The 14,449-nt window shown below is 58.7% G+C and carries 13 protein-coding genes; 10 read left to right on the top strand and 3 right to left on the bottom strand.

Going from position 1 to position 14,449, the window contains the following annotated elements:
- Positions 1–126 precede the first annotated feature (126 nt).
- From hisG to hisC, 3 genes are all read left to right on the top strand, one after another.
- Positions 127–762 (top strand): ATP phosphoribosyltransferase, encoded by a 636-nt coding sequence (gene hisG / locus AO068_RS06655; protein WP_002555077.1) that lies wholly within the window; start codon positions 127–129, stop codon positions 760–762.
- A 124-nt stretch (positions 763–886) separates the two neighbouring features.
- Positions 887–2,233: a histidinol dehydrogenase gene (hisD, locus tag AO068_RS06650; protein WP_003400252.1), complete on the top strand. Its 1,347-nt coding sequence runs from the start codon at positions 887–889 to the stop codon at positions 2,231–2,233.
- A complete protein-coding gene (gene hisC / locus AO068_RS06645) occupies positions 2,233–3,285 on the top strand; it encodes a histidinol-phosphate transaminase (RefSeq protein ID WP_058407954.1) in 1,053 nt (350 codons plus the stop codon). The genes hisD and hisC overlap by 1 nt, the downstream gene beginning before the upstream one ends.
- A gap of 291 nt (positions 3,286–3,576) precedes the next feature.
- Here hisC and algW read toward each other — a convergent pair whose 3' ends face one another.
- Positions 3,577–4,737, bottom strand: a complete 1,161-nt coding sequence (algW, locus tag AO068_RS06640; protein WP_058407953.1) for a Do family serine endopeptidase AlgW — start codon at positions 4,735–4,737, stop codon at positions 3,577–3,579.
- Between the two features lie 111 nt (positions 4,738–4,848).
- On the opposite strand from algW, the gene AO068_RS06635 reads away from it, so the two are divergent.
- From AO068_RS06635 to cysN, 3 genes are all read left to right on the top strand, one after another.
- Complete coding sequence (locus tag AO068_RS06635; RefSeq protein ID WP_058400710.1) at positions 4,849–5,607, top strand: Nif3-like dinuclear metal center hexameric protein; 759 nt, start codon at positions 4,849–4,851, stop codon at positions 5,605–5,607.
- A 153-nt stretch (positions 5,608–5,760) separates the two neighbouring features.
- Positions 5,761–6,678, top strand: coding sequence for a sulfate adenylyltransferase subunit CysD (gene cysD, locus AO068_RS06630; RefSeq protein ID WP_002555071.1), 918 nt, complete (start codon positions 5,761–5,763; stop codon positions 6,676–6,678).
- A 10-nt stretch (positions 6,679–6,688) separates the two neighbouring features.
- On the top strand, positions 6,689–8,587 hold the full coding sequence (gene cysN / locus AO068_RS06625) for a sulfate adenylyltransferase subunit CysN (RefSeq protein ID WP_058400711.1): 1,899 nt from the start codon (positions 6,689–6,691) through the stop codon (positions 8,585–8,587).
- 202 nt (positions 8,588–8,789) lie between these two features.
- On the opposite strand, the gene AO068_RS06620 is transcribed toward cysN, so the two are convergent.
- The gene (locus AO068_RS06620) at positions 8,790–9,233 is read right to left on the bottom strand and encodes a YhcB family protein (RefSeq protein WP_058400712.1); all 444 of its coding nucleotides are present in this window, start codon (positions 9,231–9,233) and stop codon (positions 8,790–8,792) included.
- 145 nt (positions 9,234–9,378) lie between these two features.
- Between AO068_RS06620 and AO068_RS06615 the strand changes: the two genes are divergently transcribed.
- The 3 genes from AO068_RS06615 to zapE all read left to right on the top strand — a co-directional run bounded on the left by AO068_RS06615 (position 9,379) and on the right by zapE (position 12,554).
- The gene (locus AO068_RS06615; RefSeq protein ID WP_058400713.1) at positions 9,379–10,008 is read left to right on the top strand and encodes an alpha/beta hydrolase; all 630 of its coding nucleotides are present in this window, start codon (positions 9,379–9,381) and stop codon (positions 10,006–10,008) included.
- A gap of 39 nt (positions 10,009–10,047) precedes the next feature.
- Positions 10,048–11,397, top strand: a complete 1,350-nt coding sequence (locus AO068_RS06610; RefSeq protein ID WP_058400714.1) for a tryptophan--tRNA ligase — start codon at positions 10,048–10,050, stop codon at positions 11,395–11,397.
- Between the two features lie 62 nt (positions 11,398–11,459).
- The gene (gene zapE / locus AO068_RS06605) at positions 11,460–12,554 is read left to right on the top strand and encodes a cell division protein ZapE (RefSeq protein ID WP_002555066.1); all 1,095 of its coding nucleotides are present in this window, start codon (positions 11,460–11,462) and stop codon (positions 12,552–12,554) included.
- A 58-nt stretch (positions 12,555–12,612) separates the two neighbouring features.
- On the opposite strand, the gene AO068_RS06600 is transcribed toward zapE, so the two are convergent.
- The gene (locus AO068_RS06600) at positions 12,613–13,518 is read right to left on the bottom strand and encodes a GlxA family transcriptional regulator (protein WP_162839824.1); all 906 of its coding nucleotides are present in this window, start codon (positions 13,516–13,518) and stop codon (positions 12,613–12,615) included.
- 495 nt (positions 13,519–14,013) lie between these two features.
- Here AO068_RS06600 and rplM point away from each other — a divergent pair, with 495 nt between their 5' ends.
- A complete protein-coding gene (gene rplM, locus AO068_RS06595) occupies positions 14,014–14,442 on the top strand; it encodes a 50S ribosomal protein L13 (RefSeq protein ID WP_002555065.1) in 429 nt (142 codons plus the stop codon).
- Positions 14,443–14,449: the final 7 nt, after the last annotated feature.

The raw sequence follows: 14,449 nt of genomic DNA, 5'->3' as shown, positions 1-14,449 counted from the left end.
CGGGGCCGCCTGTTCTGTCGCGGGTGTGATTTCTGATTCGTTTCACTTCAGGCCGAACAGGCCTGGGGGTTGTCACGCGCCGCTTGCGTCGTGACAAAAGTTTCCTGATAAGGACTTACGTTTCCCATGTTGACCATCGCACTGTCCAAGGGCCGCATTCTTGACGACACCCTGCCGCTTCTCGCTGAAGCGGGCATCGTGCCGACCGAGAATCCGGACAAGAGCCGCAAGCTCATCATCCCCACGACCCAGGCCGACGTGCGCCTGTTGATCGTGCGTGCCACCGACGTGCCGACCTATGTCGAGCATGGTGCCGCCGATCTGGGCGTCGCGGGCAAGGATGTGTTGATGGAATATACCGGCCAGGGCCTTTACGAGCCTCTGGACCTGCAAATTGCCAAGTGCAAGCTGATGACTGCCGGTGCCATCGGTGCGGTCGAGCCCAAGGGCCGTCTGCGTGTGGCGACCAAGTTCGTCAACGTTGCCAAGCGTTACTACGCCGAGCAGGGTCGTCAGGTCGACATCATCAAGCTGTACGGCTCCATGGAGCTGGCACCGCTGATTGGTCTGGCAGACAAGATCATCGACGTGGTCGACACCGGTAACACCTTGCGAGCCAATGGCCTTGAGCCTCAGGAACTGATCGCTACCATCAGCTCGCGTCTGGTCGTCAACAAGGCTTCCATGAAGATGCAGCACGCACGCATTCAGGCCCTCATCGACACCCTGCGCAAGGCAGTGGAGTCGCGACACCGTAGCTGATTCATCCACGCAACGTTGAGTTGCGTCCAGCTATCCGTGTCATAGCCAAATTTCTCAGGTGCCTGCGCGGATAGCTTGGTAGCTTTAGGCTCCTGAGCATCCGCCAATTATTGAGGCCCCCGCTATGACCACGCCCACTGCAATTCGCCGACTCGACGCTGCTGACCCGGATTTCGCACGACATCTGGATCACCTGCTGAGCTGGGAAAGCGTGTCTGACGACTCGGTCAACCAGCGCGTGCTCGACATCATCAAGGCGGTACGTGAGCGCGGCGACGCGGCGTTGGTCGAGTTCACCCAGAAGTTTGACGGGCTGCAGGTCGCGTCGATGGCCGACCTGATCCTGCCTCGCGAGCGTCTGGAGCTGGCGTTGACCCGCATCACGCCGGTTCAACGCGAGGCACTGGAAAAAGCCGCCGAGCGTGTGCGCAGCTATCACGAGAAGCAGAAACAGGATTCCTGGAGCTACACCGAGGCCGATGGCACGGTGCTGGGCCAGAAGGTCACACCGCTGGACCGTGCAGGCCTGTATGTGCCCGGTGGCAAAGCCTCGTACCCGTCTTCGGTATTGATGAATGCCATTCCGGCCAAAGTGGCGGGCGTGACCGAGGTGGTCATGGTCGTGCCGACACCGCGTGGTGAGATCAACGAGCTGGTGCTGGCCGCTGCCTGTATTGCGGGTGTCGACCGGGTGTTCACCATCGGCGGTGCGCAAGCTGTGGCAGCACTGGCCTATGGCACGGAAAGCGTGCCGAAGGTCGATAAGGTTGTCGGCCCCGGAAATATTTATGTGGCCACCGCCAAGCGCCACGTATTCGGTCAGGTCGGGATCGACATGATCGCCGGTCCTTCCGAGATTCTGGTGGTGTGTGACGGTCAGACCGATCCCGACTGGATTGCCATGGACCTGTTCTCCCAGGCCGAGCACGACGAAGATGCCCAAGCCATTCTGGTCAGTCCGGATGCCGAATTCCTCGACAAGGTCGCGGCCAGCATCACCCGTCTGCTGCCAACCATGGAGCGCGCGGCCATCGTCGAAACGTCGATCAACGGTCGCGGCGCTTTGATAAAAGTGGCAGACATGGCGCAAGCCATCGAAGTTGCCAATCGCATCGCGCCCGAGCACCTTGAATTGTCGGTCGCCGATCCAGAAGCCTGGCTGCCGCAGATCCGCCATGCGGGTGCGATCTTCATGGGGCGCCACACCTCCGAAGCACTGGGCGACTATTGCGCAGGTCCCAACCACGTACTGCCGACCTCCGGCACGGCGCGTTTTTCCTCGCCGCTGGGCGTTTACGATTTTCAGAAGCGCTCGTCTATCATCTACTGCTCGCCGCAGGGTGCGTCCGAGCTGGGCAAGACAGCGTCGGTGCTGGCTCGTGGCGAATCCCTGAGCGGCCATGCCCGCAGTGCTGAATATCGAATTACTGATCCCGACTGGAAAGCAGGCAATACAGAGGACGGCAAATAATGAGCAAATTCTGGAGCCCTTTCGTCAGCGGTCTGGTGCCTTATGTGCCGGGCGAGCAGCCGAAGCTGACCAGGCTGGTCAAACTCAATACCAATGAAAACCCGTATGGCCCGTCGCCCAAGGCTGTCGAGGCCATGCGTGCCGCGCTGACCGACGACTTGCGTCTGTACCCGGACCCCAACAGCGACCTGCTCAAGCACGCTGTCGCCGATTACTACAAGGTGCAGCCCAATCAGGTGTTCCTGGGCAACGGTTCAGACGAAGTGCTGGCGCATATCTTTCACGCCTTGTTTCAGCACGATGCGCCGCTGTTGTTTCCGGACATCAGCTACAGCTTCTATCCGGTCTACTGCGGTCTGTACGGGATCGATTACGAAATGATCGCTCTGGACGATCAGTTCCAGATTCGTGCCGAAGACTACGCCAGACCCAATGCCGGGATCATCTTCCCCAACCCGAATGCGCCGACCGGTTGCCTGCTCGGTCTGGACAAGGTCGAGCAGATTATCAAGGCCAGCCCGGATTCAGTGGTCGTCGTTGACGAAGCGTACATCGACTTCGGTGGCGAGACCGCGATCACGCTGGTTGATCGCTACCCGAACCTGCTGGTCACTCAAACCTTGTCAAAGTCGCGCTCGCTGGCCGGTCTGCGTGTCGGCCTGGCGGTGGGGCATCCTGATCTGATCGAAGCGCTGGAGAGGGTCAAGAACAGCTTCAACTCCTATCCGCTGGACCGTATGGCCAATGTGGGTGGTGCGGCAGCTTTCGAGGACCGCGAGCACTTCGAGTCGACGCGCAACAAGGTCATCGAAAGCCGCGAGGCGCTGGTCGAACAGTTGCAGGGCAAAGGCTTCGAAGTGCTGCCATCGGCAGCCAACTTCATCTTCGCTCGCCACCCGCAACACGATGCCGCAGCACTGGCCGCCAAACTGCGCGAGCAGGGCGTCATCGTCCGTCACTTCAAACAGCAGCGAATCGCCCAGTTCCTGCGTATCAGCATCGGCACGCCAGAGCAGCATCAGGCGTTGCTGGAAGGGTTGAGCGACATCTGAGACGCGGACCGGTCAGCCCGAATACGGGCTGGCCTTGCGCTGTCACTCAAGATCGGACGCAGAGCGCCCGGAACGGCCTGTCTACGCGGAGGACTCATCGTGATACGCAAGTCTTATGGGAAACGAGCTTGCTCGCGAAGAGGTCCGTTCAGCCGCTGAAAATCCATTGATCAGGTAATCCGCCTTCGCGAGCAAGCTCGCTCCCCCCACGCCCCCCGGGCAGAGGCCCGGACGCCCTTTATTCCCGGCGTCACATATCTGTGCTGTACCGCACTTTCAGGTACTGGCGCATCACTCGGGCGCTGCGGCAGGTGTCGGTGCAGGTGGCGGGCGCAGGCCGACCTCGGCGCTCAAGCGCATTTCCTTGCCGTTGCGCATCACGTCGATAGCAATCTTGTCCTTGGGTTTGGTACGCGCCACCTGATTCATCGAGCGACGACCGTCGCCAGCGGGTTCGCCATTGATGCTCAGGATCACGTCACCCAGTTGCAGACCGGCTTTCTGCGCCGGTCCATCGCGGAAGATACCCGCGACGACAATGCCCGGACGATCCTTCAGTCCGAACGACTCGGCCAGTTCCTGGGTCAGCGGTTGAACTTCGATGCCCAGCCAGCCACGAATGACCTGACCGTGTTCGATGATCGACTTCATGACGTCCATCGCCAGCTTGGTCGGAATGGCAAAGCCGATGCCCTGCGAGCCGCCGGACTTGGAAAAGATCGCGGTATTGATACCGATCAGGTTGCCGCTGGCGTCCACCAGTGCACCGCCCGAGTTGCCGGGGTTGATGGCCGCGTCGGTCTGGATGAAGTCTTCGTAGGTATTGAGGCCCAGTTGATTGCGTCCGGTGGCACTGATAATGCCCATGGTCACGGTCTGACCGACCCCGAACGGGTTACCGATGGCCAGTGCAACGTCGCCGATGCGAATGCCGTCAGAGCGTGCGATGGTGATTGCCGGAAGGTTTTTCAGGTCGATCTTGAGCACTGCCAGATCGGTTTCCGGGTCATTGCCGATAACTCTGGCAATGGTTTCACGGCCATCTTTCAGTGCCACCACGATCTGGTCCGCGCCGGTGGTGACGTGGTTATTGGTCAGTATGTAGCCTTCGGGGCTCATCATGACGCCAGAGCCAAGGCTTGACTCCATGCGCTTCTGCTTGGGCGTGTTGTCGCCGAAGAAGCGCCGGAACTGCGGGTCTTCGAAAAGCGGGTTGTTGCCCTTGTTGACCATTTTGGTGGTGTAGAGGTTGACCACCGCGGGCGCTGCGGCAATGACCGCATCGGCATAGGACGACGGACCTTGCATGACGTTGGTGGTCTGCGGAGCCTGTTGCAGATTGACATCCATGCTCGGCAGGCCGACCCACTGCGGATAGCGCTGAATAATCAGCAGGGCGATAAGCACGCCAGCCAGCAATGGCCAGCCGAAAAAACGCAGTGCCTTGAACATTTAACAAGTCCTGATGGTTGCGGGCGCAGAAAGTTTTGCCACGGGTGCGCCATAATGGCGGGCATTATACGAGTACAACGCAGCTCTGAACTGCATATTTAGGAGTCTTTTATGGCTGTTGCCCTGAGCACCCTGGTCGAAGAAGCCGACCGCTATCTGAGCAGTGCCCGGATTCAGGATTATTGCCCTAATGGCCTGCAGGTCGAGGGCCGGCCTCAAGTGATGCGTATCGTCAGCGGCGTGACCGCCAGCCAGGCATTGCTGGACGCTGCCGTAGAGGCTCAGGCTGATCTGATTCTGGTCCATCACGGTTATTTCTGGAAAGGCGAAAATCCTTGCGTGGTCGGTATGAAGCAGCGCCGCCTGAAAACCCTGCTCAAGCACGACATCAGCCTGCTTGCCTATCACCTGCCGCTGGATGTGCACCCCGAAGTAGGCAATAACGTGCAGCTGGCGCGTCAGTTGGACATCACTGTCGAAGGCCCGCTGGATCCCGAAAATTCGCGAGTGGTCGGCTTGATCGGTTCGTTGTCCGAACCCATGACCCCGCGGGATTTTGCCCGTCGCGTACAGGATGCGCTGGGCCGTGAGCCGTTGCTCATCGAAGGCTCGCAGATGATTCGCCGTGTAGGCTGGTGCACCGGTGGCGGTCAGAACTACATTGATCAGGCAGTGCTGGAAGGCGTCGATCTTTTCCTGAGTGGCGAAGCGTCGGAGCAGACATTCCACAGCGCGCGGGAGAACGACATCAGCTTCATCGCGGCCGGTCATCACGCCACCGAGCGGTATGGCGTTCAGGCCCTGGGTGATTATCTGGCCCGACGCTTTGCGCTCGAGCATATCTTCATCGACTGCCCGAACCCGATCTGATCCATCAAACGGCAGGGCATATGCATAGATCGTTTCGGTCTAGTTGCATCGCTGATTAGCGATATCACGCATGTTAAAGTGCGCGGCTCGAATACGGCCCGCAGGCCGCCCCGGGGTTTCCCGGTCCATAACGAACGCAATCCGTGAGTAGCCATGGTTGACAAACTGACGCATCTGAAACAGCTGGAGGCGGAAAGCATCCACATCATCCGCGAGGTCGCTGCCGAGTTCGATAACCCGGTGATGCTGTACTCGATCGGCAAGGATTCGGCCGTGATGCTGCACCTGGCGCGCAAGGCATTTTTCCCCGGTAAGTTGCCATTCCCGGTCATGCACGTCGATACTCGCTGGAAATTCCAGGAGATGTATCGTTTTCGCGACAAGATGGTCGAGGAAATGGGCCTGGACCTGATCACTCACATCAATCCCGATGGCGTGGCGCAGGGCATCAACCCCTTCACCCACGGCAGCGCCAAACATACCGACATCATGAAGACCGAGGGCCTGAAGCAGGCGCTCGACAAGCATGGTTTCGATGCCGCTTTCGGCGGTGCCCGACGCGACGAAGAGAAGTCCCGGGCCAAGGAACGCGTTTATTCGTTCCGCGACAGCAAGCACCGCTGGGACCCGAAAAACCAGCGCCCCGAGCTGTGGAATGTCTACAACGGCAACGTCAACAAAGGCGAGTCGATCCGTGTATTCCCGCTCTCCAACTGGACCGAGCTGGACATCTGGCAGTACATCTACCTTGAAGGCATCCCGATCGTGCCGCTGTACTTCGCCGCCGAGCGCGACGTGATCGAGAAGAACGGCACGCTGATCATGATCGACGACGAGCGCATCCTCGAGCATCTCACCGATGAAGAGAAGTCGCGCATCGTCAAGAAAAAGGTCCGTTTCCGCACACTGGGCTGCTATCCGCTGACCGGCGCTGTCGAGTCCGAAGCGACCAGCCTGACCGACATCATTCAGGAAATGCTGCTGACACGAACTTCCGAACGCCAGGGCCGGGTCATTGACCATGACGGTGCCGGCTCGATGGAAGAAAAGAAACGTCAGGGTTATTTCTAAGGGGTGTCACATGTCGCATCAATCTGATTTGATCAGCGAGGACATCCTCGCCTATCTGGGCCAGCACGAACGCAAGGAAATGCTGCGCTTTCTTACCTGTGGCAACGTCGATGACGGCAAGAGCACGCTGATCGGGCGTCTGCTGCATGACTCGAAGATGATCTACGAAGATCACCTGGAAGCCATCACCCGTGACTCGAAGAAGTCCGGCACCACTGGCGATGACGTCGATCTGGCGTTGCTGGTGGATGGTCTGCAGGCCGAGCGGGAGCAGGGCATCACTATCGATGTCGCCTATCGCTATTTCTCCACGGCCAAGCGCAAGTTCATCATTGCCGATACGCCGGGCCATGAGCAGTACACTCGCAACATGGCGACTGGCGCTTCCACCTGTGACCTGGCGATCATTCTGGTGGACGCGCGCTATGGCGTGCAGACCCAGACCCGTCGTCACAGCTACATCGCTTCGCTGCTGGGCATCAAGCACATCGTCGTGGCCATCAACAAGATGGACCTCAACGGCTTCGATGAGGGCGTGTTCGAGTCGATCAAGGCCGATTACCTGAAGTTCGCCGAGGGTATCGCGTTCAAGCCGACCACCATGGCGTTTGTTCCAATGTCGGCGCTCAAGGGCGACAACGTGGTGAACAAGAGCGAGCGTTCGCCTTGGTACACCGGCCAGTCGCTGATGGAAATTCTTGAAACTGTCGAAATCGCCAGCGACCGCAACTATGCGGACCTGCGTTTCCCGGTGCAGTACGTCAACCGTCCGAACCTGAACTTTCGCGGTTTTGCTGGCACACTGGCCAGCGGCATCGTCCACAAGGGCGACGAGATCGTCGTGTTGCCATCGGGCAAGAGCAGTCGCGTGAAGTCCATCGTCACTTTTGAAGGCGAGCTGGAGCAGGCTGGTCCGGGTCAGGCCGTGACGCTGACCATGGAAGACGAGATCGACATTTCCCGCGGTGATCTGCTGGTGCATGCCGACAACGTCCCGCAGGTCAGCGATGCGTTCGACGCCATGCTGGTGTGGATGGCCGAAGAGCCCATGCTGCCGGGCAAGAAATACGACATCAAGCGCGCTACCAGCTATGTGCCGGGCTCTATTGCCAGCATTACTCATCGGGTCGATGTGAACACGCTGCAGGAAGGCCCTGCCAGCTCGTTGCAGTTGAACGAGATCGGCCGCGTCAAAGTCAGCCTTGATGCGCCCATCGCGCTGGACGGCTATGACAGAAACCCCACCACTGGCTCGTTCATCGTCATCGATCGTCTGACCAATGGCACTGTTGCTGCGGGCATGATCATTGCCAAGCCGGTTTCAGGCGGTGGTTCGCTGCATCATGGCGAGCTGGCCCACGTCTCTACTGAAGAGCGTGCGCAGCGTTTCGGCCAGCAACCGGCCACCGTATTGTTCAGCGGCCTGTCCGGCGCAGGTAAAAGTACGTTGGCGTACGCAGTCGAGCGCAAGCTGTTCGACATGGGCCGTGCGGTCTATGTGCTGGATGGTCAGAACCTGCGTCATGACCTGAACAAGGGCTTGCCACAGGACCGTGCCGGGCGTACCGAGAACTGGAGCCGTGCCGCCCACGTGGCGCGCCAGTTCAACGAAGCGGGCCTGCTGACCCTGGCTGCCTTTGTGGCGCCGGATGCCGAGGGCCGTGAGCGCGCCAAGGCGCTGATCGGCAAGGATCGTCTGCTGACCGTCTATGTTCAGGCGTCGCCAGCGGTCTGCCGCGAGCGTGACCCGCAAGGCCTGTATGCCGCTGATGGCGACAACATTCCTGGCGAGTCCTTCCCGTATGACGTGCCGCTGAATGCCGATCTGGTGATCGACACGCAGACACTCAACCTGGAAGAAAGCGTTAAACAGGTGCTGGATCTGCTGCGCAGTCGCGGCGCGATCTGATACGAATGCAGGCGTGAGAGACCAATGGTCTTCAGCGCCCTGCATTGGCCTTTCGCGAGCAAGCTCGCTCCCACAATGGTGCGCACGCACGATCTTGTGGGAGCGACCGGGGCGGCGATCCGCATTGCTCGCGAAGGGGTAGGGCACAAAAAAGCCCGCTGGAGATTTTCTCGCCAGCGGGCTTTTGTGTCGCTGTGAATCCTTACCTTTTCAGGCCGTAATGCTCATCCAGCATTCCAGGCGTGTTGGGCGCCTTGGGGGCGTAGTCCTTGGGTGTCTCGGTGTCGCGCGGAGGAGTCAGGCGGTCGCGATGATCGCGGTGCGCATGATTGGCCTCAGGGTGCAGGGCGGCCAGCAAGCGTTGGCGGGTCAGCTCGTCGAGAGCCAGACGATTGGCACCCTCGGCAAGGTGTTCCTGAACATCCTGATAGCTCTGCGAAAGCTTCTGTACCAGATTGGCCGTGCTGTTGAAGTGCGTGACTACCTCGTTCTGATAGGTGTCGAAGCGCTCCTGAATGTTGTCCAGCTGGCGCTGGGTGCTGTTCGGAACGGTGTTGGGCAGCAGGCGTGCTACCAGAAAACCAATGACGACACCGGCCACCAGGGCGAGCGTCGGCAACAACCAGACTAAGAGCGAGTGTTCCACGAGTCCTTCCTCTATAAACGGCTTTGCTTTACGTTAACGGCTGGAACCTGCGCTGTATACCCGCGACGTATCGTTGATATGCAAGCCGCAGACAATCAGCTAGACGAGTCGACCCATTTCGAGGTCACGGAGTTCTGTTTTGCTCATGCGTGAAACCCCATTATTTATCGATGGCCCAGAAGGCCAGCTCGAAGCGCTGTATCAGGATATACCCGACGCCCGAGGCGTTGCACTGATCTGCCATCCTAACCCGATACAGGGCGGAACGATGCTCAATAAAGTCGTCTCGACGTTGCAGCGTACCGCAAGGGATCAAGGTCTGATCACCTTACGCTTCAATTATCGCGGTGTCGGTGCCAGTGCCGGTACATCGGTCGCCGGGCCAGGCGAGATCGATGATGCCCAGGCTGCCGCGCAATGGCTGCGCGCGCAACATCCTGATCTGCCCATGACTCTGTTCGGTTTTTCTTTCGGTGGCTACGTTGCCGCCAACCTGGGCGGTCGTCTTGAAGGGCAGGGTGAAAAACTGACGCATTTGTTTCTGATTGCTGCAGCGGCCTCGCGGCTCAAGGATCAAAGCGTCTTGCCGCAAGCCTGCCCGCTGACGATCATTCAGCCAGAAGACGATGAAGTGATCGATCCCGAAACGGTCTATGCATGGTCGGCCGCGTTGCAACGCCCCCATGAGCTGCTGAAAGTGGCAGAATGCGGACACTTTTTTCACGGCAAGCTGACCGATCTGAAAGATCTGCTTCTGCCGCGACTTTCCAACTGATTGCAGCCCGTATTGCATCCTTTAGATAAGCGACCTGCCATGACCACTCGTATCCTGACCGGTATCACGACCACCGGCACTCCCCATCTGGGTAACTACGCGGGCGCGATTCGCCCGGCCATTGTCGCCAGCCGTCAGAGCGATTTCGACTCGTTCTACTTTCTGGCCGACTACCACGCGTTGATCAAATGCGATGACCCGCTGCGCATTCAGCGTTCGCGTCTGGAAATCGCTGCGACCTGGCTGGCAGCTGGCCTGGACGTTGATCGTGTGACCTTCTATCGCCAGTCGGACATTCCGGAGATCCCGGAACTGACCTGGCTGCTCACCTGTGTGGCGGCCAAGGGCCTGCTTAACCGCGCCCACGCCTACAAGGCATCGGTGGACAAGAACGTCGAAGGTGGCGAGGACCCGGATGCAGGCATCACCATGGGGCTGTACAGCTACCCGGTACTGATGGCCGCCGACATTCTGATGTTCAATGCGCATCAGGTTCCGGTGGGTCGCGACCAGATCCAGCACGTTGAAATGGCCCGCGACATCGGCCAGCGGTTCAACCACCTGTTTGGCAATGGCAAGGAATTCTTTGTCATGCCCGAGGCCTTGATCGAAGAGAGCGTGGCCACGCTGCCCGGTCTGGACGGGCGCAAGATGTCTAAAAGCTACGACAACACCATCCCGTTATTCAGCAGTGCCAAGGAGATGAAAAGCGCCATATCGCGCATCGTCACCGACTCGCGTGCGCCGGGTGAAGCGAAGGATCCGGATACCTCGCACCTGTTCACCCTGTATCAAGCCTTCTCGACGGCAGAGCAGTGCGCTGAATTCCGTTCCGACCTTTTGCAGGGGCTGGGCTGGGGTGAAGCGAAGAACCGTCTGTTCGCTTTGCTGGATGCGCAATTGAGCGAGCCCCGTGAAAAGTATCTGGGGCTGATCGAGCGTCCTGCCGATCTCGAAGATATCCTGCTCGCCGGCGCGCAGAAGGCACGTCGCGTCGCCACGCCATTCCTGGAGGAACTGCGTGAGGCGGTGGGCCTGCGGTCGTTCCGTACTGTGGTGCAGAACGCCGACACCGGCAAGAAAAAGGCCAGCAAGGGCGCTCGTTTCGTCAGCTTCCGTGAAGACGACGGCAGCTTCCGTTTCCGCCTGCTGGCCGCCGATGGCGAGCAACTGCTGTTGTCGCGCAATTTTGCCGACGGCAAGGCAGCCGGTATAGCCAGCAAGCAGTTGCAGCAGGGCGGTGAGCTGGATCTGCGCAGTGAAGCCAATGGCTTCACGCTGTGGCTGGACGGTGAGTGTGTGGCTGATAGCCCGGTGTTCGCCGATGCCACTGCGCGCGACAACGCGATTCAAACCCTTAAGCTGGCACTTGCTCCTCAACAGGACTGATTGCCAATCCCCGGGGTCGTCGCTACAGTGACGACCCGTTTTTGTTGCCTTGCTAACGAATTATGACGCCCCTAGAACGATATCAATCTGATCTGAAACGCCCGGACTTCTTTCACGATGCCGCGCAGGAAAACGCTGTGCGCCATTTGCAGCGCCTGTATGACGATCTGGTTGCCGCTCACGACAGCAAGCCCGGTCTGTTCGGCAAGCTGTTCGGCAAAAAAGAGCCGACCCTGGTCAAGGGGTTGTACTTCTGGGGTGGCGTAGGCCGTGGCAAGACCTACCTGGTCGACACGTTCTTTGACGCGCTGCCGTTTCAGGACAAGGTCCGTACGCACTTCCACCGCTTCATGAAGCGCGTGCACGAAGAGATGAAGACCCTCAAGGGCGAGAGAAATCCGCTGACGATCATCGCCAAGCGTTTTTCCGACGAGGCACGGGTTATCTGTTTCGACGAGTTCTTTGTTTCCGACATCACCGATGCCATGATCCTGGGCACGCTGATGGAAGAGCTGTTCAAAAATGGCGTAACGCTGGTGGCAACCTCCAACATCGTTCCAGACGGCCTGTACAAGGACGGTCTGCAGCGTGCGCGCTTCCTGCCTGCAATTGCGCTGATCAAGCAGAACACCGACATCGTCAACGTCGACAGCGGCGTTGACTACCGTCTGCGTCACCTGGAACAGGCTGAGCTGTTTCATTTCCCGCTCAACGAAGTTGCGCAGGAAAGCCTGCGTAAAAGCTTCAAGGCCCTGACCCCGGATTGCGCAGAAACCATCGAAAACGATGTGTTGATGATCGAAAACCGCGAGATCCGCGCCCTGCGTACCTGTGATGATGTGGCCTGGTTCGACTTCCGCGAACTGTGCGACGGGCCACGCAGCCAGAACGACTACATCGAGCTGGGCAAGATCTTTCATGCCGTGCTGATCAGCGGTGTCGAGCAGATGGACGTTTCTACCGATGACATCGCCCGACGTTTTATCAACATGGTCGACGAGTTCTACGATCGCAACGTCAAGCTGATCATTTCAGCCGAGGTTGAGTTGAAGGACCTGTATACCGGTGGCCGGTTGATGTTCGAGTTTCAACGCACCCTGAGCCGTCTGCTGGAAATGCAATCCCACGAATTCCTCTCGCGGGCGCACAAGCCCTAGCAGCGACTGCAAGCGGCGAGTTTCAAGCTACACGCTTGAAACTCGCCCATGCTGCAGCTCACAGCTTTTCCTTCTGGCTCTCAAACTGCTGCCGGTACTGGTTGGGCGACAGCTCAGTGTGTTGGCGAAACAGCCGGGCGAAGAAGCTGGCGTCGTCATAGCCCACCTCGTAGCTGATGGTCTTGATGCTTTTGCGAGACCCTGACAGCAATCCCTTTGCCGTTTCGATCCGCAGCCGTTGCAGGTAATGCAGCGGCTTGTCGCCGGTTGCGGTCTGAAAGCGGCGCATGAAATTGCGAATGCTCATGCCGTGCTCGCGGGCCACATCTTCAAAGCGGAACTTGTCGGCAAAGTGCTCTTCCAGCCAGTGCTGAATCTGCAGGATGACCACGTCCTGATGCAGTTTCTGCCCGCCAAAGCCGATCCGGCCCGGTGAGTAGGTGCGGCGCACTTCATAAAGAATATCGCGGGCCACGGCCTGGGCAACGTTGGCCCCGCAGAACCGCTCGATCAGGTAGATGTAGAGGTCGCACGCTGACGTCGTGCCCCCTGCGCAGTACACGTTATCGGCGTCAGTCAGGTGCTTTTCCTGATTGAGCAGCACCTTGGGGTAGCGTTCGGCAAATGCACTGAAGAAGCGCCAGTAGGTAGTCGCTTCCTTGCCGTCGAGCAATCCTGCCTCGGCAAGCCAGTAGACCCCGGTGGCCTCGGCGCAGAGTACGGCACCGTTGGCATGCTGCTCACGCAGCCAGGGCAGAATCTGCGGGTAGCGTTCGCACAGGGTTTCAAAATCATCCCAAAAGGCCGGGATAACGATGATGTCGCTTTGGCAAAGCGCGCCGTCGACAGGCAGTGTGACGTCGCTGAAACTGCTGACGGAGAGTCCGTCCGGGCTGACGAGGCGGGTTTCGAAAGCGGGCACCAGGCCCTGGCCCAGTTGTTTGCTGTAGCGCAGGCTGGCCAGGTGGAAGAAGTCCTTGGCCTGCATGACCGTCGAGGCAAACATCTTGTCGGTGGTCAGAATGCTTACGCGGCGCAGCAGAGTGGCGTGTTGGATCGGCATAATCGTTATTCTTATATGGGTAAATGGTCAAGCAACGGCTGGATCGTCTTATTTTTTGTCGGGTGTGTCCAGCCTCCTCATGCCAGTATCTCTGCGAGAGGTGTGCATGATGGCTTTGTGCTAAGCGGGTAAATATCCGCCAATCCACGCCCCGCAGGCAATAAACAGAATGTGAACAAAAAATCCGGTTGAGGTTATTTTTACAGTCTGTATAATCCGCCAGCTCTTTGCAGTGGAAGTGATGCGCCGTCTGCCGAAGAATCTTGCCGTATAACGGACGCGCTGACCCGAGCCCCCGATAGCGTCTGTTTCCGGCTGCCTTTGACTTGTCAAAGTACGCACTATTCAGTAAGATCCGCCGTCTAATTTTCAGGGCGGCCCCTGAGGCTATAAAGAATGAAAACTTTTACTGCTAAACCGGAAACAGTTAAGCGCGACTGGTTCGTCGTCGACGCTGCTGGTCAGACCCTGGGTCGTCTGGCCACCGAAATCGCGAGCCGTCTGCGTGGCAAGCACAAACCGGAATACACTCCGCACGTTGATACCGGCGACTACATCGTCGTGATCAATGCCGAGCAGATCCGCGTTACTGGTGCCAAAACCACCGACAAGATCTACTACTCACACTCCGGTTTTCCGGGCGGGATCAAGTCGATCAACTTCGAAAAGCTGATCGCCAAAGCTCCTGAGCGCGTGATCGAGACCGCGGTCAAAGGCATGCTGCCTAAGAACCCGCTGGGTCGCGACATGTATCGTAAGCTGAAAGTCTATGCGGGCGCTGTACACCCTCATACTGCTCAGCAGCCCCAAGAACTGAAGTTTTAACGGAATA

Source organism: Pseudomonas sp. ICMP 3272, assembly GCF_001466905.1.
Taxonomy (GTDB): domain Bacteria; phylum Pseudomonadota; class Gammaproteobacteria; order Pseudomonadales; family Pseudomonadaceae; genus Aquipseudomonas; species Aquipseudomonas amygdali.
This window is presented reverse-complemented; position numbering and strand designations above follow the sequence as displayed.